Consider the following 24,647-nt stretch of genomic DNA (forward strand, 5'->3'; position numbering starts at 1 on the left):
ACTAAGGGTTTTCCCTTGGCCAAAGGCCGATTAACTCGGTAGGACTGGCGTGCACAGTTGTAGCGCAAGACAGTAGACAGTCTCAAACGTCATAATCTGTCGCGCCATGCGAGATTTAAATATTTAAGACTAGGGGGGTGCTTGACGCGTTGCGCCGACATTTTCTTCTTTCCTCCGTTGCGCTGTTTGCATGGACGGGGTGTGCTTATGCCCAGACATCTTCTTGGGTGAAGGCCCATCATACATCGCGTGTGAAGCAATCTGCTTCTTCATTGTCTGAAAAGACGAAAGAGAAGAGGGATGCTTCTCTGGGGCGTTCATCTACGCATCGGCATAGGACGTCGCTTTCGTCTCACCAATCTGAGACATTGTCTGTTCATGTTGCACGTCATGTCAGCCGAGGGCCAGAGCTGAGTGTGCCGAAGTCTGTTATGCAGCAATATGTGCCCGGGACCAGTCCTTATCGTGCTTTGGACCGCATGCCAGGTGTAAGCTTTGCCTCAACGGATCCAATGGGGATCGATAGTTTTGGTGCAAGCTTGTATATGCGCGGGTTCTTTATGAATCAGTTAGGCGTAACGGTTGATGGGGTACCGCTCAACGATCAAACGTATCAGTCGGTTGATGGTTTTAGTGTAGCGTCTGCTATTATTCCTGATGATATTGATGGAATTACTGTATCGCAGGGCGGGGGTGGCGTTGATGTCCCTTCAACGAATACGTTGGGAGGAACAATTCGCTTCCAGTCAGCTGATCCAGAAAATAAAATGGGCGCTAAAGTCAGCCAGGGTTTTGGTAGCTATAATTCCTATCGTACATATGTGCGTTTTGATTCAGGAAAGCTTAATCAAAGTGGCACAAAGTTTTATACCTCTTATGCTCGAACAGATGCTGGGATGTGGGAAGGTGGCGGCAGCCAATTCCTCCAACAAGTAGACGCAAAGCTCGTTCAACCTCTTGGTGAGCGCAGCAAGATCTCAGCATTTTTTAATTGGTCAGATTTACAACAATGGAATTATCCTGATCTTTCTGTCGGGATAATCAAGAATCTTGGTTGGCGTGTACCTCATCTCTATCCAGATTATGAGAAAGCGTATCATATCGCTCAGCAATGCCAGACTAATCCTAATCCAGTGGTGCCAGGATATAGTGGGGTTCCAGGGATTTCGAGTTGTCAGACGGCTCTGTATGATGGCGGGCAACGGGAAATCAATTATATGGGAGGGCTTAATCTCGATTTTGCCCTTACCGACCGTTTGACGTGGCATACAACAATTTATGGCCACAGCCAGACAGGGTATTACAGCTATACGGATTATGATGACCCGACCTCGAGTGAAGTCCCGCTCTCGGAAGAGGTTTGGCAGAACCGTCAGGAGCGTTACGGTATAGATACAAGTCTGCGTTACCATATTGGTCGCCATCACATCGAGGGTGGAATTTGGTATGAAAATGATAATCAACAGGCGGGAGTGTATAATTACCGTGAGCCTGCCTTAGGGCAGGGGGCTCCATTGAAAGCAATTGGTCCATATACGGTTTATGGACAGCCTTTCATGCAGGGTTATAATTTTGAATGGCGTACAAATGTTCTGCAAGCGCACATTCAAGATACTGTCACATTAGCACGCGGTCTGACATTGAATGCAGGTTTCCGTACGATGACGGCCCAAACGTCTGGTGGAGCGAATGCGAATGATGCGGCATGGACGGGGGCGAGTGAGTTGCCTAATGGGCGCCTAAGGGCAACACGTGCTTTCCTCCCGCATTTTGATCTTGATTGGCGTATTAACCGTCAACACGAATTCTATATTGATGTCGCCGAAAATATGCGTGCCTATGAAGTTTCGGCTTATGGTGTCGCGAATTCGCTTTATTCTGTACAGGATCAAGCGACATTTCTACGCCAGAAGCATGAAACCAAACCATCGCGTGCATGGACCTATATGGGAGGGTATCGTTACACGTCCCCATGGGTCCAGCTCAATGCAACGGTGTATCATTCTACCATCTTGCATCAGTTGTCATCGGCAACAGTCGGGACATTAACCAATCCTATTTCACAGGTTATTGATTTTGGGCGTATTTCTCTTACAGGGGCAAATGGCCTTATTACGATAACGCCTCTTCCTGGACTAAGTATTACGAATAGCGTGAGCTATAATAAGGGAACTTATAGCCGTAACGTAAATACTGAAGGGGGCTACTACGCTTTGAGAGGTAAGAAGATCGTCAATTATCCGTCATGGATGTATAAAACGGCGATTGCTTATACATGGCGTGGGGCGACAGTCCATTTTGACGCAAACTACTATGGTAAGCGTTATTTCAGCTATATGAATGATACGTCTGTAGGGAGCTATTGGGTCGCTAATACAGGGATAACCTATCGGTTTAAAAGGCTCGCCGGTATGCATGATGTGACATGCAGCTTTAACGTCTATAACTTGTTTAACAACAAGTATATTTCGACTATGGGTGAGAATGATAACCCCGCGAGTGGTGATTACCAATCAATGGAACGCGGGGCTGTGCGTGAGTTCTTCGGAACGATTAGTACATCTTTTTAAGTCGCATTAAGTTCGGCCTTAAGAGTGGTGATGAATTGCATCGCCACTCGGCCTGAGCGGCTACCGCGCGTTATAGCCCATTGCAGAGCGCGTCGACGGAGTTCCTCGTGCGCGATAGGGAGCTGATAAGCGTCGGCATACCCTTGAATAATGGTGAGATAATCATCTTGAGAGGCGCCATAAAGGCCAATCCAGAGACCAAAACGATCAGAGAGCGATACTTTTTCCTCAATGGCTTCCCCTGGATTGATGGCGTCGCCTGCCTCATTTTCTATGATATGACGGGGCATTAGGTGACGGCGATTAGAGGTTGCATATACCACGACATTGTCAGGACGGCCGGCAATTCCGCCATCTAAAACAGATTTGAGTGATTTATAGTCGCTATCTTGGGTTTCAAAAGAGAGATCGTCACAAAATAAGACAGCACGGCGTTTTGTTTGTCGTAAAAGGGAGAGCAGGTGCGGCAGACTGCGGAGGTCATCGCGGGGAACTTCGATAAGAGCAAGAGGCGTTTTATGGTGGGCGCGTTGCTCTTTATTTACTTCCAGAATGGCAGCTTTAACGAGGGATGATTTTCCCATCCCACGAGCTCCCCACAACATAACGTTATTGGCTGCATGCCCTTGGGCAAAATAGCGTGTATTCGCCATTACCTTTTGAGCTTGATGTTGAATGCCTTTGAGAAGAGAGAGCGGAACAGCCTGTATCGTGCGAATGGGTAGAAGGTTTTTTTGTGTACCTTGCCACAAAAAAGCATCGATTGAATCATCATCCAGAAGGGTCGCATCAATGGCAGGAGGGGCGATGCGTTCAAGACTGTCGGCGATACGGTTTAAAACGGGGAGAATATTTGAGATAGACATGCTCTTCCTTGAGGAGAGTGCTTGACGGGAAAAACCTGCACGATATGGTCGGCTCATCACTATCCAAGATGGAACTAGAAGAGCCTATGCACAATCTTTTTTTCTCAACTGCTTACGCTGCTGATGCCGGTGGCGGATTTAATGCTGCTACCCTTATGCAGTATGGACCGATTGTCCTAATTTTTTTGGTATTCTATTTTTTGTTGATTCGTCCTCAGCAAAAACGCCAGAAGGAGCTTCGTGAACAACAAGGCGCTTTGCGTCGTGGTGATAAGATTATCACAGCTGGAGGTATCGTTGGAGTTGTTCAAGCTACACGTGAAGATAGCTCAGAAATTGATGTAGAGATCGCGTCAGGTGTCCGCGTAAAGGTCATTCGAAGCACCATTACGACCGTTCTTCCACGTGAAAAACCAGCTAATGATCAATAAGCTTTAAGAATGCCCTACAAAAAACCCCTTACCCTGTAAGAATGGGTAAGGGGTTTTTTGTTTCTAAGGCGATTAGGTCTTAGGCGGATTTGAGGACAGACTCAGCAAATTCGTAATTCGCCAGGCGGTCCAGATAGTTGGTGATATAGTCAGGGCGACGGTTGCGGAAGTCTAGATAATAAGCATGTTCCCAAACATCCAAACCAAGGAGAGCACGGCCCTGATCTTGAGCTAATGGGTTGGAGCCATTGGCCGTTTTAGCAACTTTTAACTTGCCATCTGAGCTGAGTACGAGCCAGGCCCAACCCGAACCAAACTGTGTCGTGGCGGCCTGTTTGAAAGCGCCTTTGAAGGCATCAACAGAACCAAAATCTTCAACGATCTTCTTTTCAAGAGCGCCAGGAATACGCCCCCCTTTTGGAGAAAGGTTTTTCCAGAAAAGTGTATGATTCCAATGTTGGCCGGCATTGTTAAATACAGGTGCCAAAGAAGGATCGCTATGAGTGATTCCAATAATCTCTTCCAGCGTCTTCCCGGCGAGCTCTGGTTTGTTTTCTACAAAGCCATTGAGAGCTGTAACATAGGCCTGGTGATGTTTGCCGTGATGGAGCTCAAGCGTCTCCTGGCACATGCCGGCATCAGCCAGAGCATTAACAGCGTAAGGAAGTGTTGGAAGTTCGAAAGCCATTTTATATATTCCTCGTCAAAAGAGGGGGTGACATTAACTAGCTAGGCAGCCATCCTGGCTACGTCAAGCATACGTTTTTTTAAGATGTTGTATTTGCAACATCTTCTTCCATCTGATTGATCAAAGCAGCGTAGTCCTCATCACGGTGATGGCGGTTTGAGCGTGCGAGGTTTTGAGCAGCGACTGCCATGGCTGGCATGGCGACGCCGGTACGACGTCCTGCATCAAGCAGAAGCCCCATATCTTTATTCATAAGACGTGTCGGGAAAGTAGAGGGATAGCTTTTGTTGCGTGCCATTTGTAGCTTGCGTTTATGGTGAGGGCTTACAACGGCAACTTCTTGCAAGGCTGCAAGCAGTGTATCGCGATCAAGCCCTTCGGATAGACCGTATGCGACGCCTTCTGCAATGACGTTCAGGGTTGCTCCCATAACGCCGTTGACAACCAGTTTGAGGCGAGAAGCGGAACCGGAGGCACCTGTGTGAATGCTCAGACGCCCGATGATATCAAGAATTGGTTGAGCCCGTTTAAAGGTGGCCTCATCACCACCGACCAACATAATGAGTTCACCACGTTCCGCTTCTGGGGTGCTGCCAGACATAGGAGCATCCATAATTTGGACGCCGCGTTCTTGAGCGAGGCGTGCAAGATAATCGGCTTGAAGGGGAGAGACCGTGGAGGTATCGAGAATAAGCTGCCCTTTACGAAGCCCTGCGAGCAGGCCATTATCTCCTTCTAGGGTTTTATTTTCAGCGTGATCATCGGGTACACAGAGGATGATAATATCCACTTGCTCAGCAACCGCGCGCGGAGAAGGAAGCATTGGTACGTTTGAGGGTTTCCCCGCGGCTTTTCCTGATGGCGTAAAGGCGACCACATCGTAACCCGCTTTTTGGAGGTTCGTCCCCATATGAACAGCCATGGCGCCGTAGCCAATGAAGCCAATTTTTTTATCTGACATAAATTTTTCTCCTTCGGGCCCCATATGGCGACGGGGCGGGTAGAATTTTCAAGGGGGGAATCAAGATTTTCTTGAGTTTTCCTAATGTTTTTAATGATGTCTTGGTAGAGAGTGTTGTGTGATGAAGACTTATGACTATCCTCGTCCTAATTCTGAAGAAATCACGCCAAGGTCGCTTTTTTTATCGCGGCGGCGGATCATGGCAGGAGCCGGTGCTTCATTGATGGCAGCGCTTTTAGCGGAGAATAATGCTGAAGCAGAGGCCCTTAAAACCCATCCTGGGCCATACACAGCAGACTTAACACCCACTCCTGAAGAAGACGCAACGCACTACAACAATTTTTATGAATTTGGGATGGATAAAGGGGATCCTTCAGCAAATTCAGGGAATTATAAACCTTTTCCCTGGACATTAGAGATTGAGGGATTAGTGAAACATCCACAGAAAATAAATGTGGAAGATTTATTGCGTTCTGCTGAGTTGGAAGAACGAATTTATCGTATGCGCTGTGTCGAAGCATGGTCGATGGTCATCCCTTGGGATGGGATTCCATTACATAAAATTCTTGAAAAAGCAGAGCCGGATGATAAAGCAAAATATGTAGCGTTTGAGAGTGTTGTGCGACCTTCTGAGATGCCGGGGCAGGAGAGTGCCTTTACAGGGATCTCGTGGCCCTATGTTGAGGGATTAAGGTTGGATGAGGCACTGCATCCTCTGACATTGTTAGCTGTTGGTGCTTATGGGAGCAGTCTTCCGAATGCTAATGGTGCGCCACTTCGGCTTGTTGTGCCTTGGAAATATGGTTTTAAAGGAATTAAGGCGATCCAGAAAATTAGACTTGTTGAGCAGCAACCGCCGACGACGTGGAATCAGCTCGCTCCGCAAGAATATGGTTTCTATGCCAATGTAAATCCTCATGTAGATCATCCACGATGGAGCCAGGCGAGTGAGCGTGTGATTGGCGCGCGTAGTCTTTTTGGAGAACGTCGCCAACCGACATTGATGTTCAATGGGTACGAAGATTATGTATCCGCTCTTTATAAGGGCATGGATCTTCATGAATATTATTAATAAAAATAATACTTATAGTGTGAGTTCGCTAATAAAGAACTGGCGTATTGTTTTTTATCCTGTTGGACTTTTTCCTGCATTATGGCTGTTGTGGGAAGGGACTAGGGGAGAGCTGGGAGCAGATCCTGTTAATACGTTTGAGCGTGCTTTAGGGTTGTGGGCTTTTCGTTTTTTGCTGCTTTGTCTTTTTTTGGCGCCGTTGAAGGCAAAAACAGGTATTAATCTTTTACGATATCGGCGCTTATTCGGGTTGTTGGCATTCTTCTATGCGTGCTTTCATCTATTGGCCTATATAGGGCTCGATCATCAATTTGATTGGCCTGTGCTGTTAAAGGATATCATGCAGCGGTCGTTCATCATACTGGGTATGGCTGCTTTTCTTGGTCTGACGCCTCTAGCGCTGACATCAAATAGATTTTTTATGAAAAAATTAGGACGCTATTGGAAGAAATTACATCAGCTTATTTTCCCTGTAGCGATTGTGGCTGCTATTCATTTTAGTCTTGCCTTTAAAACATTAAATGATGAATCAATTTTTTATAGCGCGATACTTATCTGTTTACTTGTTGTGAGGTTGCCTGTTTGGGCTAAATCCCTTCGTAAAGCGATGACATAATGAAAAGGCCCCAACTGAGTGAAACAGAAGGGGCCTTTATCACAACATAAATAACGAAACTAAAGCTAGTCGATCAATCTTCGTCATCATCATCTGCGAAATCTGCAGGATGACGGATTGGGCCGCGAGGGCGGTTTGTATCGGAGTTACGACGTGTGAACCGGTGGGCAATGTCAGATAGTTCTACGAAGTGATCTGTCTGGCGACGTAGGTCATCCCCAATCATAGGAGGTGTTGTCTTCACAGAGGAAATAACAGTAACGCGTGTACCACGTGTCTGAATAGCCTCAACGGCTCGACGTAAATCAGAATCACCGCTGATAATCACCGCGTGGTCAAGGCGGGGTCCCTGTTCAATAAGATCAACCGCGAGCTCGACATTCATATTTCCCTTTACGCGACGCTGACCAGAATGGCTGGTAAATTCGCGCGCTGTCTTCGTCACAAGATGGTAACCATTATAGGCCAGCCAGTCCGTTAAAGGGCGTAAGGGGGAGTAATCTTCAGTTTCAGGCATGGCTGCATAATAGAAAGCACGCTGGAAAGAAGAGTGCTGTTCAAAAAGAGCTCTCAGGGCAAGAAAATCTACTTCGAAGCCGAGATTCCGCGCTGCGTGGTGCAGACTTGCACCGTTGATAAAAAGGGATGTACGATCATTTTTTCTAAGGAGAAGATTAGACATTTCTGGCAGTACAGTTTTGATAAGGTTGTGAAAAATATGGCCAAGTCGTTGCGCTGGGAATTTGGCGAGCTTTAACAGGCCATCGTTGGCCACCGTTACTATCTTTTTGTTATAAATGCAAGATATGAGCTTTGCATTGCACTTGCTGGCAACACCATGATAAAGAGCAGAAAGGTTTTTGTACTATATGCTCCCCGTGCGAATGGGATGGGTTATACAGTGTGGTTTTGAAGTATAAAATGAAGAGGAAGCCGGCCTTATGGCACGCGTAACAGTCGAAGATTGTATCGAAAAAGTTTCGAATCGCTTTGAATTGGTGCTGTTGGCTGCGCAGCGCGCACGCGGCTTGTCCCGCGGTGAAGAGATGAAAGTTCCACGGGATAACGATAAGAACACGGTTGTTGCGCTGCGTGAGATTGCAGAGGAACATGTAAGCCTCGAAGGGCTGCGGAATGGGATTATCCGTTCCATGGGGCATCAGCCTGAGGTGGAGCCGGCGGACGAAGAGGTGATGGACCTTATCCCAACAGATCAAAATATCTTTGGGTTGCAGGATGTGTCTGCTGAAGAAGAGGCTTCCCATATGGGGGGTGGCGAAACGGGCGCGAAGCGTGGGCGGCGCTAAGGTCTAGTAAACGTCAAGATGTCGGATGACTGAGAATTGGGGGGTGTATTGTGGTGCAGATGCCGTCTTCGTCCCCTCAAATTTCTGCTGAGCCTTCATCAAATGAGGTGTTTTGGCCGTCTATTCGAGGTCTGCTTGAGCGGATAAGGAGCTATGATCCGCATGCTGATCTTGATCAGATAGAGCAGGCTTACGCCGTGGCTGCCGAGGCTCATGAAGGGCAGCTACGTGACAATGGTGCCCCTTACATTACGCATCCAATTGCTGTCGCAAATATTCTTGCGGGCTTTCGGATGGATCCAGTCTCCATCATGGTGGGGCTCCTCCATGATACGGTAGAAGATACCAAAGTTTCACGGGAGATATTGGAGAAGCGTTTCGGTAAAGATGTCGCTGCGATTGTCGATGGGGTTACGAAGCTTACCCGATTAGAACTGCAGTCGGACCGAACAAAACAGGCTGAGAATTTTCGTAAGCTTGTGTTGGCGATGTCTCGTGATATCCGCGTGCTTATCGTAAAGCTGGCTGATCGTCTGCACAATATGCGTACTTTGCATTACGTGCAGCGACTTGATCGACGGCAGCGTATTTCACGCGAGACATTGGATATATACGCGCCATTGGCTGAGCGTATCGGGATGGATCGTGTTAAAACAGAACTCCAAAATATCGCATTTGCCAATTTAGAGCCGGAAGCAGATGCAACGATTCGTGCTCGGTTGAATTATTTGCGCGGGCAGGGCGCTGATTTAATTGAGCAGATCCGGCGTGAATTATCGCAGCTTTGTCAGCAAGCCGGACTTAAAGATGTTGAGGTTATTGGGCGTGAGAAAACGCCTTATTCAATTTGGGAAAAAATGAAACGCCGTAATGTGGCGTTTGAACAGCTTTCGGACATTATGGCGTTCCGTATTGTCGTGGGGACGCGTGATGCGTGTTATGCGGCTCTTGGTGCTGTGCATGCTGCATACCCTATGATTGCGGGGCGGTTTAAAGATTACATTTCGACACCCAAGGCGAATGGATATCAGTCTCTTCATACGGGGGTGACGCTCTATCGCCCTCATAGCCAGAAAATTGAAGTGCAAATTCGTACGCCTGAAATGCATGATTTGGCAGAAAATGGAGTAGCTTCGCATTGGGCTTATAAAGAGAATGTGACGCAAACGGAAAATGAAGCAGCTGTTCTTTCAGAGAAATTCGGCAGTTATACGCGTAAATTGCGTTGGGTTCAGGATCTTCTTGAGATTTTGGCCGATAGTCAGGAACCTAATGAATTTCTCGAAAATACAAAATTAGAACTCTATCAGGACCAGGTCTTTTGTTTCACGCCCAAGGGGCAGCTTATCTCGTTGCCACGTGGTGCGACGCCCGTTGATTTTGCCTATGCAGTTCACAGTCAGGTAGGGGATCGCTGTGTTGGGGCGAAAGTCAATGGCCGACTAGTGCCATTGCGGCATGTTTTAGAAAATGGTGATCAAGTTGAGATCATGACGGCGCGCGGGGGAATGCCATCATCGTCATGGGAACGTTTTGTTGTCACCGGGAAAGCGCGTGCTCGTGTCCGTCGTTTCGTTGCGTTGCAACAGCGGCAGAACCATTTGGATAATGGTCGGGGAGCCATTGCGCGTGCCTTCCGTCAGAAAAGTGTTGATGGGTCTGAGAAAGTTTTAGAGCGTGTTTTGCGCCCGTTAAAGCAGAACACAGTGACGGATCTTTATGTTGCTGTCGGAGCCGGGCAGGTTGACCCGCGTGATGTTGTTGGGGCGGCTTATCCTGAATTGGCGCGGCAAGGACGTGCCCCGCGTATTGTGCCTGGTTTGTCTCCACGTCTTGGTGAGCGGTTAGATCAGCGTCCTCTGCGTCGTGATCATGGATATGAAGGCAGCATTCTGAATGGTGTTGGACGTGGTATTGAGGTGCATTTTGCTGGATGCTGTCGTCCTGTTCCAGGAGATCAGGTTGTCGGGATTATTTCTCAAGGGCGTGGTGTGAATGTGCACCGGCATGATTGCCATAATTTGGGAATGTTTGCGGATACACCAGAACGGTTTTTAGAGATCTCTTGGAATGAGGAATTGTTGGAGCGAGGTGGGAAGGATGCTCCTCGTTATATCGCACGTCTTTCGGTTGTGGCAGGAAATGATCCTACTGTTTTGGCAGCGCTTACCAATCTGGCAACGCGGCATGAAGCAAGTGTTGTGAATCTACGTATTACGAATCGTCAACTTGATTTCATGGAAATTCTTGTTGATCTTGAGGTTCGGCATTTGCATCATCTGACAACTATTCTTGCCGCTTTCCGGGTTGCTGATGGTGTTATTCAGGTTGAGCGTGCAAAGGGGTAATAGATTTTCATGATTGTAGGTCTAGGGGTGGATCTTTGTATGATCTCCCGGATTGAAAATGTTGTATCCCGGCACGGTGAGCGGTTTCTCGGGCGTGTGTTTACATCAGGTGAACGCGCCTATGTTGAGCGTTTTAGCGGTAGTGCCCGAATGGGAGGGTATGCGAAACGGTGGGCGGCTAAAGAGGCTTGCGCCAAAGCTTTGGGAACAGGTTTTGCGCAGGGAGTATCTTTTTTAGATATACAAGTGCTGCATAATGAGGCGGGGGCTCCTCGTCTGATGGTTTCGGGTGAAGCAGAACGTGCTTTGTGGCGTTTAGTACCAAAAGGGAAGGAGCCAGATATTTTTGTCAGTCTGAGCGATGATCCTCCTTTTGCACTGGCTCAGGTTCTTATCCAGCTACGTGACAGTTCGGTATGATCAATTATTGAAAATAATGCTGATTACTGTCTTCTCCGAAACGCGACATGCTTGTAGAAGCGCTATATGAACATGCGAAAAAAATCCCCCTCTGCAGACAAACAAGAAAGCTGGATTGCTTCTATACGTCAATTTGTCGTCTTAATTGTTATTGTTGTGGCTGTTCGCTCGTTATGGGTAGAGCCGTTTAATATTCCTTCTGCGTCGATGGTACCTACGTTGCAGATTGGGGATTTTGTTGTTGTTTCAAAATCAAGTTATGGATATTCCCGTTATTCTTTTCCGTTTTCTCCGAACTTTTTTTCGGGCCGGATTTGGGGATCGCTTCCGCATCGCGGAGATGTTGCGGTTTTTCGTTTCACGCAAGATACGTCAATTGATTATATAAAAAGGATTGTGGGGCTGCCCGGGGATCACATCCGGATGGTGCATGGAGAGCTTTTTGTTAATGGTCAAAAAGTTCCGAGACAGTCTCTTGGGCATTATGCAGTGGATGATGAATTCGGTAACCCTCTTGAAGGAGAGCGTTACAGGGAGATGCTGCCGCGTGAGAATGGGCAAGGCACAGCCGCGCACGATATCCTGAAAATGCGTGATACTGATGACGCAAATAATACGAGTGACTATGTTGTCCCCCAAGGATGTTTGTTTGCGATGGGGGATGATCGTGATGATAGTGCGGACAGCCGCTTCCAGGGAGGGCGTGATACAGGGCAATGTGCTGCCCCTCCTGGGAATGACTTTTTGAAGGCATCTGATCGCGATTTAGGTTTTGTACCGGTCGAAAATTTGGTTGGGCATGCAACCTATGTGCTTTTTTCGATCGATTTGTTGCGCCATCCGGCATGGCAGTTTTGGTATTGGCCTACTGAGATTCGTTGGAACCGCATATTGCGTGGCATTGATTAATGACAGGGCATGAAGACGCTGCACAGGCTCTCCAAAACCGATTGGGCTATCAATTCAGGCGTGTTGAGCTTCTTTATGAAGCTCTGACTCATCGCTCTGCTTTGTCGCGGCGCCAAGGGAGGGCGGCTCGTGACAAAGGGAATAAAGGACAAGGTTCTAACGAACGTCTCGAGTTTGTAGGGGACAGGGTGTTGGGGCTCATTATGGCGGAGTGGCTTTTTGAGCGGTACCCGCATGAACAAGAAGGGGCTCTTGGGGCGCGGCATGCGCATCTTGTTTCACGAAATGTTTTGGCAGAAATAGCAGACAAAATTTCTTTAGCGCACGTGCTGCGTATTGCAAAACATGAAGAAAACGCTGGGATCCGATCGCTATCAAGCGTGAGAGCCGATGGGATGGAAGCGCTTTTGGGTGCTGTTTATTTGGATGCGGGGCTCGCTCCTGCGCGTAAGATTGTACGTCATTTATGGCAGCATGCCATTGAGCGCGGTGCACGTCCTCACAAAGAGCCGAAAACATTGCTGCAAGAATTTTTGCTGGGGCGTGGGGAAACATTGCCCCATTATGAAGTGCTGTCATCAGATGGACCGTCGCATGCGCCGATGTTTCGTGTAAGGGTTCAGGCCATGGGAGAATCTGGTATTGGGCAGGCAGGGAGTAAGCGATTGGCAGAGAGCGAAGCCGCAAAAATATTATTGGAGAAATTAGGACAGGGAGGACAGCATGCCTGATCATATAACGACACGTTGTGGGTTTGTGGCGTTAGTCGGCGCACCGAATGCCGGGAAGTCCACTCTCCTTAATCGTATGGCTGGTGCGAAGCTGTCGATTGTTAGCCCGAAAGCACAGACAACACGCTTTCGGACATTGGGGATTGTGATGCGTGAGAATGCGCAGATCATATTTGTCGATCTGCCTGGAATCTTTAAGCCAAAGCGCCGTCTCGATCGAGCAATGGTTAATGCGGCATGGAGTGGTGTTCAGGACGCTGATTTGACGCTTTTTCTCGTAGATGTGCGTCGGGGCCTGCAGGATGATGTTGAAGAGATTGTAAAGAAACTAGCCGAAAGTAAGCGAAAAATTTGGCTCGTTCTTAATAAAACAGATTTAGTATCGCCCGATCAGTTGCTCCCACTCACGAAGGAATTGACGTCTCGGTTGAGTGTGGAACATGTTTTCATGGTGAGTGCTCGTTCTGGCGATGGTGTGAATGATATGTTGCATCATTTAGCATTGTCTGTGCCAGAGGGGCCTTATCTATACCCAGAAGATGACCTTACCGATTTACCCGATCGTCTTTTGGCGGCTGAAATGGTCAGGGAGCAGATCTTTCTCCAGACGCATGAAGAGATTCCGTATCACGCAACTGTTGAGACGGAATCTTTCAAGGAGAAGCCTGATGGCTCAATACGGATTGAGGTCACGATCTATGTGTCACGTCCTGGGCATAAGGCGATTTTAATTGGTGATAAAGGGCGTCGTATTAAAGAGATTGGTATGCGAGCGCGATCATATCTCGAACCTTTGCTAGGGTGTCCGTGCCATCTTTTCCTTAATGTGAAAGAACGGGCCGAGTGGGATAAGGAAACAGCACGTCTGCGTGCCATTGGGTTAGATGAATACGGATAATCTTTCAGGAACTGAATCAGCATCGCTGACTTGTTCATACAGATATGGCTCTGTATGAAAGAATAAGTATTTCAAGACAGTAAGAGTTAGAGAGCCGGCACGATATGACCACAGCTGCGCGAAAGCAAAATTTTCCTTACAAACGTGTCCTCCTTAAAGTGTCTGGTGAAGCGTTGATGGGGAAAGGGCCCTCTGGAGTAGATCCAGAGATGGTCGATATGGTTGCAGCTGATATTGCGGCTGTTGCAGCAACAGGGGGGCAGGTTTGCCTCGTTGTTGGGGGTGGAAACATTTTTCGAGGTTTGGCAGCCGCGGCAAAAGGAATGGATCGTGTCCAGGGCGACTATGCAGGGATGCTGGCGACAGTGATCAATGCTCTTATGCTGCAAAATGCGCTTGAAAAACGTAATGTTGAAACGCGTGTTATGACGGCTATTCGGATGGAAGCCATTGCAGAGCCCTATATTCGGCGTCGTGCTGTGCGGCACATGGATAAGGGACGTGTTGTCATTTTTGCGGCGGGCACAGGAAATCCATTCTTTACGACAGACACGGCTGCAGCCCTTCGTGCGAATGAGATGGAATGTGACGCCTTGTTTAAAGGCACGCAAGTCGATGGGGTTTATTCGGCTGATCCACGACAAAATCCCGATGCCGAACGCTATGCTCAGTTAACCTATATGGATGCACTATCACGTAATTTGAAAGTGATGGATGCCGCAGCTGTGAGTTTGGCGCGCGAAAACTCTTTGCCTATAATTGTGTTTAATATTCATGTCCCTGGAGCATTTGCTTCTGTAATGCGCGGGGAAGGACGTTTCACACGCATTATTGAAACGGAATCAAGCTCGGAGCATTAGCATATCCCGGCTATATAGCGTGGGATATGACGTTGGATTTTGAGTTGGAGGAATATATCAATGAGTGTTGAGTTCAAAGAACTTCAGGCAGACCTTACGCGCCGTATGGAAGGGGCCTTGGAGAGCTTGCGTCGTGATTTGTCCGGTTTGCGTTCGGGACGGGCAAGCCCAAATTTGTTGGAACCGGTCAAGGTGGATGCTTACGGGGCCATTATGCCGCTGTCCCAAGTCGGGTCTATTGCAGTGCCGGAAGCGCGTATGTTGACAGTGTCAGTCTGGGATTCTGGATTGGTAGGCGCAGTAGAGCGGGCCATTCGTGATAGTGGTTTGGGGCTAAATCCAGCAGCTGAAGGCCAGACGATTCGTGTGCCAATTCCTCAATTAACGGAAGAGCGCCGCAACGAGATGGTCAAAGCGGCTGCACGTTATGCAGAGAACGCACGTATTGCTGTCCGCGGGGTACGTCGTGATGGAATGGATAAGGCTAAAGCACAAGAAAAGAAGAGTGAAATTAGCCAAGACGATATGAAAAGTTGGACAGCGTCGATTCAAAAATTGACGGATGATTTTATCAGTCGTGTTGATGCTGTTCTTGCAGAGAAAGAGCGCGATATTAAACAGGTCTAACGGTAATAATTTGGTGTTAGTTTCTTCTATGTCCGATGCATCGGAAGGTGTATCGGCAGCGCGCTCTCTACGCCATGTTGCCATTATTATGGATGGGAATGGTCGTTGGGCGCGTGCGCGTGGTGTGCCTGTTGCAAAGGGGCATTATGAAGGGGGCGAGGCTGTTCAGCGATGTGTTGAAGCTGCGCTGAAGCATGATGTCCCTTATTTAACACTCTACGCATTTTCTTCGGAAAATTGGCAACGTTCTAAAGATGAGGTGAGTGATTTGACGTCGCTCCTTCATTTTTATTTGCGTCACAAGCTAGATGATTTGCACCGGCAGGGGGTAAGGCTCCGTGTCATTGGGGATCCTCAACGTTTTGGTCCGGCTTTGCATCGTGAATTGCAACGCGCAGAAGAGTTAACGGTAGAAAATACGCGGCTCACTTTGCTTTTGGCTCTGTCGTATGGAGGGCGTGCTGAACTTGTTGGTGCTATGAAGCTATTGGCGCAAAAAGTGGAAGCAGGTTTATTAAAAGCCAATGAGATAGATGAAGATGTCATTGAGGGTGCACTTCAGACACATGATGTTCCAGACCCTGATATTATTGTGAGAACGAGCGGGGAACGGCGTTTATCGAATTTTTTACTATGGCAATCAGCATATGCAGAATTGCTTTTTTTAGAAATTTTTTGGCCTGATTTTCAGGATAAAGATTTTACAGAAATTGTAAGGCATTACGCGCGTCGTCAGCGCCGTTTTGGAAGGCGACCAGAATGAATATTATGTCCAATTGGACGGAATTACAGAAGCGTCTCCTTTCAAGCGTTGTTCTTATCCCCATTGCGTTATTCTGTTTGTGGTATGGGCGTTGGGCCTATGATCTTCTTATTCTAGGGGTGATGGTAGGCTTAGTTTGGGAAGGAGAAAACCTTTTAAATCAGTCCATGAAAGGGGTGCGTGGTTTCGCATTGTTATTATGGCCACTCTGTGCAGGACTGATCGCTATTAAAGGGGCGTGGTTGATGGTCTTCTATTTAGGAATGTCAGGATTTTTCTTTGGGTTGAGGGCTTGGATTCCACTTTTCGTTTCTATTGTTGGAGGCTCATCACTGCTTTATTTGCGAGGGCGCCCAGATGGATTGTATGAGACGCTCTTTGTGATGGCTGTGGTGGTTGCGAGTGATAGCACGGCTTATGCTGTAGGGCGTCTTGTTGGAGGGCCAAAATTGGCACCAGCGATTTCACCAGGCAAAACCGTTTCGGGATCAATTGGTGGTCTATTGGGAGCCGCTCTCATGGGCGGTCTAGTCGCGTTTTACGCGCAGGCCTATTGGTCTTTATCAGCCTTCATTTGGGGCGGGGTGATTGGCGTTGCGGCACAGGCTGGCGATCTTGGTGAAAGCGCTGTTAAACGGCGAGTGGGTGTGAAAGATTCAGGCACATTAATCCCAGGGCATGGGGGGCTTTTGGATCGTTTTGATGGCTTGCTTTTTGCGGCGCCGCTCGCGGCTTTGCTTGCTTATCGGGCGGGGCATATGGCTTTCTGGGCACTGGGGCTGTAGAAGGTGCTGGTCTTTTTCGCGTATTCTAAATGACTGTGATAGTGTCCTGGACGATATTTCGCGAACGTGTCATGGGCTCTCTAGAAGAGTAGCCTTTATGTTTTTGTTATCTGACAATCGACGTTGGGTGTCATTGTGTCCTTTCGGTCGGGGTTGATTTTTGAAGAATAAAAAAAGGAGCGTGATCACATGGCTAAGGGTCTTGAACGACGACGTATTACTGTTCTGGGAAGTACAGGTAGTATCGGAACGTCTACGATTGATTTGCTAAAGCGTCAAAAAGACCAAATTCAAGTGAGAGCGCTCGTGGGAGGCCGTAATGCAGAGCTATTAGCTCAGCAGGCGCGTGAGCTGAACGCAGAATATGCGGTAATCCATGATGACAATTGTTATGAGACATTAAAGTCCCTTTTGGCCGGGAGTGGTATTCAGGTAGCAGCGGGGCGGCAAGCTGTCATTGACGCAGGGGCCTTAGAAGCTGATTGGACCATGGCGGCAATTACAGGCGCTGCTGGTTTAGCCCCTACGTTGGAAGCTGTGCGTAATGGCAATAGTGTTGCTTTAGCGAATAAAGAAGCGCTTGTCTGTGCCGGTAATCTCATGTTGCAGGCTGTCAAAGAGGCTGGAGCAACATTATTGCCGGTTGACTCAGAGCATAATGCGATTGCGCAATCTCTTGGTGATAATGACCCATCTCTTGTTGAAAAAATTGTACTAACGGCCTCAGGGGGGCCTTTTCGTAAAGCAACACGGGAAGAAATGGCCGTCGCAACGCCTGAGCAAGCGCTCCGGCACCCAACCTGGTCGATGGGGGCAAAAATCACGATTGATTCTGCTTCTATGGCCAATAAGGGGTTAGAGGTTATTGAAGCAGCACGTTTGTTTGGTTTGGCGGAAGATCAAATTGACGTGTTGGTTCATCCCCAATCTGTTGTCCATGGTATGGTGTGCTATCGGGATGGGAGTTTTGTGGCTCAAATGGGAAGTGCTGATATGCGCATACCAATTTCCCATACATTAGCTTGGCCAACACGAATGGCAACGCCGTGTGAGCGGCTTGATTTTGTAAAATTGGCGAAAATGGATTTTGAAGCTGTGGATGAGACGCGCTTTGTGCCGTTACGTTTGGCGCGGCAGGTGCTCCGGGCTGGTGGTGTGGCGCCGACTGTTTTTTCAGCAGCAAATGAAATTGCTGTTGAGGCTTTTTTGGCCGGTCGTATCCGCTTTCTTGGAATTGGTGAACTTATTGATGCGGCATTGCAAGCGATGCCGGAAAATCCTGAACCTAAAAGCCTTGATGATATTTATCATTGGGACGCATTAGGGCGCGATTTAGCGAAGGGGCATATAGAGCGGGTGGCGAAGAATGCATAGCTTTGAAAATATTATTGTCGGTATTTTGATTTTAAGTTTTGTCGTTTTTGTCCATGAGATGGGGCATTACTTGGCGGCGCGTTGGCGGCATATACAAGTTGATGTGTTTTCTATTGGGTTTGGGCCTTCGTTGTTTTCTTGGCATGACCGGGTTGGTACGCGCTGGCAGTTAAGCCTTTTGCCTTTGGGGGGGTATGTAAAACTGCATGGCTTTGAAAGCCCTGTCTCATCAGATGATGTGGATGAGGAATCATTTCATAAAAAACCACTTCTATCGCGTGCTATTGTAACGGTCATGGGGCCAGTCTTTAATTTTATATTAACGATTGTCGTTTTCAGTGTTTTATTCTCGTTATATGGCCAGCCCGAAGTAAAGCCAGATATTCAGCAAGTTGTGTCAGGAGGCGCTGCGGATAAGGCTGGTTTGCATGTTGGGGACCATCTTACGCGCTTGAATGGGCATGATGTTTTGGGAGCAGCGGACCTTCAGGCGCAAATTATGGCGCATCCAGGAGAGAAAGTGACCGTTGGCCTTATGCGGCAGGGAAAAGAACTCGATATTCCTGTGACGTTGGATGCTGTTACTGAAGGTAAACGTCAAATCGGGCGGTTGGATATCGGTTTTGCTATATCTCCAGGTCATGCGCTTCCAATTTATAAGGCGATCCCTCATGCTTTTACGCAGACGGGCAAGTTATGTGTGGATCAGTTAAAGGCAATCTGGCAGATTGTCAGTGGCCAACGGAGTGCAAAGCAGCTATCGGGGACGATCGGGATCATTCAGGCATCTGGCCAAGTGGTGCATTATGGGTTGGCGAGTTTGTTGTTTTTTGTGGCAATGATCTCAGCGAGTCTTGGATTGTTTAATCTTTTTCCGATTCCGATGCTCGATGGTGGACATTTAGTGATGTATGCCTTTGAGGCAGTGCGAGGACGGCCCGTTCCAGAGCAAGTGCAGGGATATGCTTTGCAGATTGGTTTAACTCTTGTCTTGGCACTGTTTTTGTTTACAGGGTATAACGATCTGGGACGATTAGGGCTTTTTCGCTGGTTGTTCTCAGGGAATTGATTTCCCAGGACAGTGTGATCGTGCGAAGGGGATTGGATAGGAAAAGATATCGTGATCGTAATTAGATGCTTCTTTTCTTATCTATCCCTTGCGTGAAGGGATAGTTTTCGGATACCTCGCATAAAGCATGATGCGGTTTGGGGTGTTTGCTAGAATTTAGGACGAGGAATACCAGTTTGTCAGGATTACGCACAGAAGGTCTGCGGCCTGTGGCCGTCCGATTGGCTTTGCTGGCCTCGGCCTGTTTGTTTCCTGCTTATCTTGTTGGGGCAGAGGCAGCCCCGTCTCATCATCATCGAGAGGTGCGCCACCATAATAGCCGGAAAGGCTCTATGGTTGATCGGCAAGGAGACTACAGGTCCGCAGCTGTGTCACGCATTGCTGATGGTGGGATGATACAGCAGATCATTGTTAAGGGTAACTCCCGCATTGAGACAAGCACTGTGCTCTCTTATATGGTGGTGCAGCCAGGGGACAGTTTCAATAAGGAAGGCTTAAATCGTTCATTAAAAACACTTTATGCAACGGGTCTCTTCCGGGATGTGACGTTGCAGCGCGAGGGGTCTACACTTCTTGTGCATTTGACAGAAAACCCAGTTGTTAATCGTATTGTTTTCGAAGGGAATCATGCCTTAAAGGATAATGATCTCCTCAAAGAACTTAATCTTCGTCCAAGGGCAGTGTTCTCTGCGCAAACTATTGCTGCAGATCGTCAAAAAATTCTGAATCTTTACGCGGCGCGTGCACGTTACGGCGCAACGGTGACACCGCAAATTATTCGCCTGTCTCACAATCGGATTGATGTGATTTTTAACATCAATGAATCACATCAAACATTGGTTAAGAAGATAACCTTTATTGGGAATCATTCTTTCAGTGAAGCGGCACTGGAAAATGTTGTCTCGTCTAAGGAAGAGGCTTGGTATCGCTTTTTCTCATCGGCGGATGAATATAATCCCGAACGTGTGCGGTATGATGCCGAGCTGTTAAGGCGTTTTTATCTTCATAATGGTTTTGTCGATTTTCGTATGATCGATGCGACTGGTGAATTGTCACCTGATCATAAGACATTTTATATCACATTTACCTTCAATGAAGGGCCTCGTTACCGCTTAGGTAAGCTTGATGTGCGGTCAAACGTGCGTCACGTCACACCTCAGATGATGAAGCGTCATATTGAGGTTTATAAAAACCAATATTATGACGGAACGGCGATCCAAGATAATGCAACGGATATGCAGGAGTGGTTGCAGGATAATGGCCACCCCTTCGCGGCGGTGCGTACGGAAATAGCCCGTAATCCTGAGAAAAAAATCGTCAATTTGCTCTATGACATTGTGGAAGGCCCGCATGTGTATGTCGAGCGTATTGATATTAATGGTAATACGATTACGCGTGATTCGGTTATCCGGCGTAACTTGCCAATGGCGGAAGGGGATGCTTACACACCGTCCAGCCGGAAATATGCCCGTATGGATCTTCAAGATCTGGGGTATTTCAGCAATGTTTCGATTGATCAAACGCAAGGTTCCGCTCCTGACAAGGTCAATGTAAGCGCCAATGTTACAGAAAAACCAACGGGTGAATTTTCACTTGGTGGGGGTTACTCGACTGACGTTGGTGTGTTGGGTAACCTTGCCTTGAAGCAGCATAACCTTCTCGGAACGGGAATTGATGCTGGGGCTTCAGGGACTGTTGCTTATTATGAGAAGCAAGCGGATATTTCCTTCACAGACCCTTATTTCTTAGGGCGTAACTTTGTTGCCGGACTTGATTTTTATTTCGTTCAAAATAACTATCAAACATACCAGCGTTATAGTGAAGGGCAGTATGGTGGTTCTTTCCGTTTAGGATATGCTTATAACCGCTATCTGTCTCAGTCTTGGACTTATACACTGGTTGACCGCCATGTGGGGAATGCTTACCCTGGGAGCGATTATCCTGGTTACAAAGATGATGTTCCATCTATTTATGTGTTGCAGTCAGCGGGTTGGTCATTGCTTTCCCAGTTGAGTACGACATTGACTTATGATCGTCGTGATAATCGGTTGGCGCCGCATTCTGGTTATATGCTGTCAGCAACAGGGGATTTTGCTGGCTTGGGTGGTAATGAGAAATATGCACGTGGTAAGTTTAGCGGTGCCTATTACATTCCCCTGGACGACCTCACAGGAAGTCATGATTGGACGATCCAGTTAAAAGGTGGTGTTGGTTATATGGGCGACTGGGATGGTCGCCATGGAGACCGTAATATTATTGATAACTTTTATTTGGGTGGACAAAATCTACGTGGCTTCTTGCAGGGGGGTGTCGGCCCTCGGTCCGCGCATATCCGTCGGAACGGGCAATGGATCCCTGGATATGGTGGCCAAGAAGATTTCTTGGGTGGTCGCTTCATGTATACGGCTTCTTTCCAGTTGAATTTCCCACTTCCTATGGGGGATTCTCTTGGGATTTCAGGGCGTGGCTTTATTGATGCTGGTAGCTTGACGGGGCTACGTGTGCGGCATCGTTACACGAATGAAGCTCATGATGGAGCACTTTTCACGCCCGTTTCAGGAAACACCTTTACACCACGTGTTTCTGGAGGGTTGGGGATTTCTTGGAAGAGTCCATTTGGATTGGTTAACATTGATGGTGCTGTGCCTATTCGAAAAGAGCACGGAGACCGTATTTACCCAATCCGCTTCGGTTTCGGTCAGCAATTTTAATGGTGTAAGGCTGAAGAGTTAGTTGTTTTTCCTCTTTTGGCTTGTCCTTATTTAGAGAGATTATTCATGTCGCGCTTCACCTTGTCTTGTGCCCTAACGGCTGTGAGTGTTTTGACGTTGTCGTCATTCACACCTTCATATGCAGAGGGGAATAATGGAGGGTGGTTTGTGCCCAAAACGCAGCAAGCTCCTTCGTCTCCCCCTCCGTCTCACCACCATAGTGCTCGTCCTGCGGTTCCCCCACCGGTAGAGGATGAAGGTCAAGAGGATGCTTCTTCTGAGGCACAAGATGCTTCCTCTCAGACACCGCCTATATTGCCGCTTCCGCCTGTACCGACGGTTCAGGCTGTTGGGAAGGAAGCTGCGCCACCTCCTGCCATTATTGGGATGATCAGCGTGCAGGAGGTAATGCAGCTTTCAACCGCAGCACAAGAAATGCAGCAAGTGCTTGGGGCACGTCGTGATCGTTTGGCACGTGCTGTTCAAAAAGAAGAAGCGGCTTGGCGTGGAGAACAACAGAAGCTTCAGGTGCAGGCTCGTACGTTGACGTCAGATCAATTGCAAATTCGTGTTCGCCATTTGCAAGAACGTCGGGCGAATGACCAGCGTGTTTTTGGGAATCAGGCAAGGATTATTCAAGAGGCCTATCAAGTTGCCTTCCATCAAATTGAGCGTGTTTTAGAGCAGAGAAACGGGATCATTGCTCGGGTCGCGACAGCGCATGGAATGAATTTGGTACTCCACGCAGAACAGGCTGTGCTGCACGTGGATGGCCAGGATATTACAGAGGAAGTGGCTAATCGTCTCAACCAAGTATTACCACATGTCTTTATTCCAGATGATGGTGTTGATCCCGAGACACTGGCAAAATCTGGTAGAATGCCGACGACGGCTGATGAAGAGCGTATGATGCGGCAGGAAGTAGCTCCACAAAGCAATAATGGAGCAGGGAAGTCGCAAGGGGCAGAGTCTGTCTTAAGGCAGCATCACTAGGAGGGTTTCGTGTCAGAGCAGCAGGATAAACATTCTTCTCTTCCGGGTGACCCACGTTTTTTCCGGAGATACGGGCCTTTTGCTCTGACACACATTGAAGAAGCAGCCGGAGTTCCTTCTTCAGGTGGAAAGACCGATACGCTTTTTGAAGGGGTAGCCCCCTTGCAGGCAGCAACATCGCACCATGTTAGCTTTTTAGATAACCGTCGGTATCTTCCGCTCTTAAAAGAAACGAAGGCTGGGGCGGTTATTGTATCGCGAGCTTTCGCAGATGATGTCCCTGGGGGATGTCGACCAATCGTCTGTGAAGATCCGTATCTCTCCTGGTCGCGTGTTGCACGACTTTTTTATCCACCGTCACCTCCGAATGACTTTCGTCATAAAAGCGCTGTGATCGGCCAAGGGGTGCATCTTGGTAAAAACGTTACGATCGGTCCCTTTTGTGTCATTGGGGATGGGGCGCGCATTGGTGATGGGTGTGTGATTGGTAGTCATACCACTATTGGTGATCACGTAGAGATTGGTCGTTATAGCCGCATTGGTAGTCATTGTACGGTATCGCACGCCCTTTTTGGAGAAGGGGTGATTGTCTATCCAGGGGCACGTATAGGCCAAGATGGTTTCGGTTTTGCCGTCGGGCCGGAAGGTTTTGAAACCATTCCACAGTTGGGGCGTGTTCTTTTAGAGGATGGTGTTGAGATCGGCGCGAATACGACGATTGATCGTGGTTCCATGCGTGACACTGTTATAGGGGCCGGTAGTCGGATCGATAATCTTGTACAAATTGGGCATAATGTAAGGCTTGGTCGTTGCTGTATCGTGGTTGCTCAAGCTGGAATCTCAGGATCTACAGAACTTGAGGATTTTGTGACAGTTGCGGCTCAAGCGGGTTTGATTGGGCATATTCACATTGGTCGGAAAGCCCGTATTGGGGCTCAATGTGGTGTTATGTCTGACGTTGATGCAGGGGCAGATGTGATTGGCAGCCCGGCTATGCCCTTTCGGGAGTTTTTCCGTAATGTTGCTATGCTGCGGAAACTTACGCGGAAGGGGCGTTCTGGATAGTATTTAGTCCTGATTTTTGATAGAGAAGGCTTCTTCAGACATTCTATATTCCTCAAGAGGTGAGTAGAGTGACTGGGTCGCGAGTGAGTATGGTAGGAAGGTAAAGGGAAAGTGGACGAACCGACCGAGCAAATGCATCAGGTTCCCGAGAGCGTTGATGTGCAGCAGATTATGCAGGCAATTCCTCATCGTTATCCTTTTTTATTATTGGATAAGATGGAGGAGATTAAGGCAGCAGAGTCTGCTGTTGGCATTAAAAATGTGACGGTAAATGAGCCATTTTTCCAAGGGCACTTTCCGGCACGTCCGGTTATGCCAGGTGTTTTAATTATTGAAGCAATGGCTCAAACAGCGGCAACTCTCGTCGTGCTAACCTTAGGGAAGGCTTTTGAGGGGAAACTCGTCTACTTTATGACGGTCGAAGGGGCTAAATTTCGTCGTCCTGTAGGGCCTGGAGACCAGCTTCGCATACATGTCGATAAAGAACGGGCACGTGGAAACGTTTGGAAGTTTCGTGGTGTTGCGCGTGTGGACGGCGTATCAGTTGCAGAAGCAACATTCAGTGCCATGATCGTGGACTAAG

At 48.0% G+C, this 24,647-nt stretch carries 24 protein-coding genes; 20 read left to right on the top strand and 4 right to left on the bottom strand.

Annotated elements, in window-relative coordinates; translation table 11 throughout:
• The first annotated feature begins 137 nt into the window (after positions 1–137).
• Positions 138–2,570 carry a TonB-dependent receptor plug domain-containing protein gene (locus GS501_RS03275; protein WP_160830421.1) on the top strand — a complete coding sequence of 811 codons (2,433 nt, stop codon included), beginning with the start codon at positions 138–140 and terminating at the stop codon, positions 2,568–2,570.
• On the opposite strand, the gene GS501_RS03280 is transcribed toward GS501_RS03275, so the two are convergent.
• The gene (locus GS501_RS03280) at positions 2,567–3,436 is read right to left on the bottom strand and encodes an ATP-binding protein (protein WP_160830422.1); all 870 of its coding nucleotides are present in this window, start codon (positions 3,434–3,436) and stop codon (positions 2,567–2,569) included. The two genes, GS501_RS03275 and GS501_RS03280, sit on opposite strands and share 4 nt — an antisense overlap.
• Before the next feature lie 86 nt (positions 3,437–3,522).
• On the opposite strand from GS501_RS03280, the gene yajC reads away from it, so the two are divergent.
• Complete coding sequence (gene yajC, locus GS501_RS03285) at positions 3,523–3,867, top strand: preprotein translocase subunit YajC (RefSeq protein WP_160830681.1); 345 nt, start codon at positions 3,523–3,525, stop codon at positions 3,865–3,867.
• A 79-nt stretch (positions 3,868–3,946) separates the two neighbouring features.
• Here yajC and GS501_RS03290 read toward each other — a convergent pair whose 3' ends face one another.
• The gene (locus tag GS501_RS03290) at positions 3,947–4,555 is read right to left on the bottom strand and encodes a superoxide dismutase (protein WP_160830423.1); all 609 of its coding nucleotides are present in this window, start codon (positions 4,553–4,555) and stop codon (positions 3,947–3,949) included.
• Positions 4,556–4,634: 79 nt separating this feature from the next.
• Positions 4,635–5,516 carry an NAD(P)-dependent oxidoreductase gene (locus GS501_RS03295; RefSeq protein ID WP_160830424.1) on the bottom strand — a complete coding sequence of 294 codons (882 nt, stop codon included), beginning with the start codon at positions 5,514–5,516 and terminating at the stop codon, positions 4,635–4,637.
• Positions 5,517–5,637: 121 nt separating this feature from the next.
• On the opposite strand from GS501_RS03295, the gene msrP reads away from it, so the two are divergent.
• A complete protein-coding gene (gene msrP / locus GS501_RS03300) occupies positions 5,638–6,588 on the top strand; it encodes a protein-methionine-sulfoxide reductase catalytic subunit MsrP (RefSeq protein ID WP_160830682.1) in 951 nt (316 codons plus the stop codon).
• A gap of 19 nt (positions 6,589–6,607) precedes the next feature.
• Complete coding sequence (gene msrQ / locus GS501_RS03305) at positions 6,608–7,204, top strand: protein-methionine-sulfoxide reductase heme-binding subunit MsrQ (protein WP_160830425.1); 597 nt, start codon at positions 6,608–6,610, stop codon at positions 7,202–7,204.
• A 73-nt stretch (positions 7,205–7,277) separates the two neighbouring features.
• On the opposite strand, the gene GS501_RS03310 is transcribed toward msrQ, so the two are convergent.
• The gene (locus GS501_RS03310; protein ID WP_160830683.1) at positions 7,278–7,886 is read right to left on the bottom strand and encodes an NYN domain-containing protein; all 609 of its coding nucleotides are present in this window, start codon (positions 7,884–7,886) and stop codon (positions 7,278–7,280) included.
• 259 nt (positions 7,887–8,145) lie between these two features.
• Between GS501_RS03310 and rpoZ the strand changes: the two genes are divergently transcribed.
• The 16 genes from rpoZ (at position 8,146) to fabZ (ending at position 24,646) form a co-directional block, all read left to right on the top strand.
• Positions 8,146–8,511: a DNA-directed RNA polymerase subunit omega gene (gene rpoZ / locus GS501_RS03315; protein ID WP_160830426.1), complete on the top strand. Its 366-nt coding sequence runs from the start codon at positions 8,146–8,148 to the stop codon at positions 8,509–8,511.
• Between the two features lie 59 nt (positions 8,512–8,570).
• Positions 8,571–10,859, top strand: a complete 2,289-nt coding sequence (locus GS501_RS03320; protein WP_160830427.1) for a bifunctional (p)ppGpp synthetase/guanosine-3',5'-bis(diphosphate) 3'-pyrophosphohydrolase — start codon at positions 8,571–8,573, stop codon at positions 10,857–10,859.
• A gap of 9 nt (positions 10,860–10,868) precedes the next feature.
• Complete coding sequence (acpS, locus tag GS501_RS03325) at positions 10,869–11,279, top strand: holo-ACP synthase (RefSeq protein WP_160830428.1); 411 nt, start codon at positions 10,869–10,871, stop codon at positions 11,277–11,279.
• A gap of 66 nt (positions 11,280–11,345) precedes the next feature.
• Positions 11,346–12,188: a signal peptidase I gene (lepB, locus tag GS501_RS03330; RefSeq protein ID WP_160830429.1), complete on the top strand. Its 843-nt coding sequence runs from the start codon at positions 11,346–11,348 to the stop codon at positions 12,186–12,188.
• On the top strand, positions 12,188–12,919 hold the full coding sequence (rnc, locus tag GS501_RS03335) for a ribonuclease III (RefSeq protein ID WP_160830430.1): 732 nt from the start codon (positions 12,188–12,190) through the stop codon (positions 12,917–12,919). Before lepB ends, rnc begins: the two co-directional genes overlap by 1 nt.
• Positions 12,912–13,817, top strand: coding sequence for a GTPase Era (gene era, locus GS501_RS03340; protein ID WP_160830431.1), 906 nt, complete (start codon positions 12,912–12,914; stop codon positions 13,815–13,817). Before rnc ends, era begins: the two co-directional genes overlap by 8 nt.
• Before the next feature lie 104 nt (positions 13,818–13,921).
• Complete coding sequence (gene pyrH, locus GS501_RS03345) at positions 13,922–14,677, top strand: UMP kinase (protein ID WP_160830432.1); 756 nt, start codon at positions 13,922–13,924, stop codon at positions 14,675–14,677.
• 60 nt (positions 14,678–14,737) lie between these two features.
• Complete coding sequence (gene frr / locus GS501_RS03350) at positions 14,738–15,304, top strand: ribosome recycling factor (protein ID WP_160830433.1); 567 nt, start codon at positions 14,738–14,740, stop codon at positions 15,302–15,304.
• 28 nt (positions 15,305–15,332) lie between these two features.
• The gene (uppS, locus tag GS501_RS03355; protein WP_160830434.1) at positions 15,333–16,067 is read left to right on the top strand and encodes a polyprenyl diphosphate synthase; all 735 of its coding nucleotides are present in this window, start codon (positions 15,333–15,335) and stop codon (positions 16,065–16,067) included.
• Positions 16,064–16,852 (top strand): phosphatidate cytidylyltransferase, encoded by a 789-nt coding sequence (locus GS501_RS03360; RefSeq protein WP_202405281.1) that lies wholly within the window; start codon positions 16,064–16,066, stop codon positions 16,850–16,852. The genes uppS and GS501_RS03360 overlap by 4 nt, the downstream gene beginning before the upstream one ends.
• Before the next feature lie 189 nt (positions 16,853–17,041).
• Entirely contained in the window at positions 17,042–18,226 is a 1,185-nt protein-coding gene (gene dxr / locus GS501_RS03365; RefSeq protein ID WP_160830436.1) for a 1-deoxy-D-xylulose-5-phosphate reductoisomerase, read from the top strand.
• Complete coding sequence (gene rseP, locus GS501_RS03370; RefSeq protein ID WP_160830437.1) at positions 18,219–19,295, top strand: RIP metalloprotease RseP; 1,077 nt, start codon at positions 18,219–18,221, stop codon at positions 19,293–19,295. The genes dxr and rseP overlap by 8 nt, the downstream gene beginning before the upstream one ends.
• Positions 19,296–19,471: 176 nt before the next feature.
• On the top strand, positions 19,472–22,006 hold the full coding sequence (gene bamA / locus GS501_RS03375) for an outer membrane protein assembly factor BamA (RefSeq protein WP_160830438.1): 2,535 nt from the start codon (positions 19,472–19,474) through the stop codon (positions 22,004–22,006).
• Between the two features lie 66 nt (positions 22,007–22,072).
• On the top strand, positions 22,073–22,999 hold the full coding sequence (locus tag GS501_RS03380) for an OmpH family outer membrane protein (RefSeq protein ID WP_160830439.1): 927 nt from the start codon (positions 22,073–22,075) through the stop codon (positions 22,997–22,999).
• 84 nt (positions 23,000–23,083) lie between these two features.
• Entirely contained in the window at positions 23,084–24,064 is a 981-nt protein-coding gene (lpxD, locus tag GS501_RS03385; protein WP_202405310.1) for a UDP-3-O-(3-hydroxymyristoyl)glucosamine N-acyltransferase, read from the top strand.
• A 132-nt stretch (positions 24,065–24,196) separates the two neighbouring features.
• Positions 24,197–24,646: a 3-hydroxyacyl-ACP dehydratase FabZ gene (gene fabZ, locus GS501_RS03390; RefSeq protein ID WP_160830684.1), complete on the top strand. Its 450-nt coding sequence runs from the start codon at positions 24,197–24,199 to the stop codon at positions 24,644–24,646.
• The last annotated feature ends 1 nt before the right edge of the window (position 24,647 follow it).

It is taken from the genome of Saccharibacter sp. 17.LH.SD (genome assembly GCF_009834805.1).
Lineage (GTDB): Bacteria > Pseudomonadota > Alphaproteobacteria > Acetobacterales > Acetobacteraceae > Saccharibacter.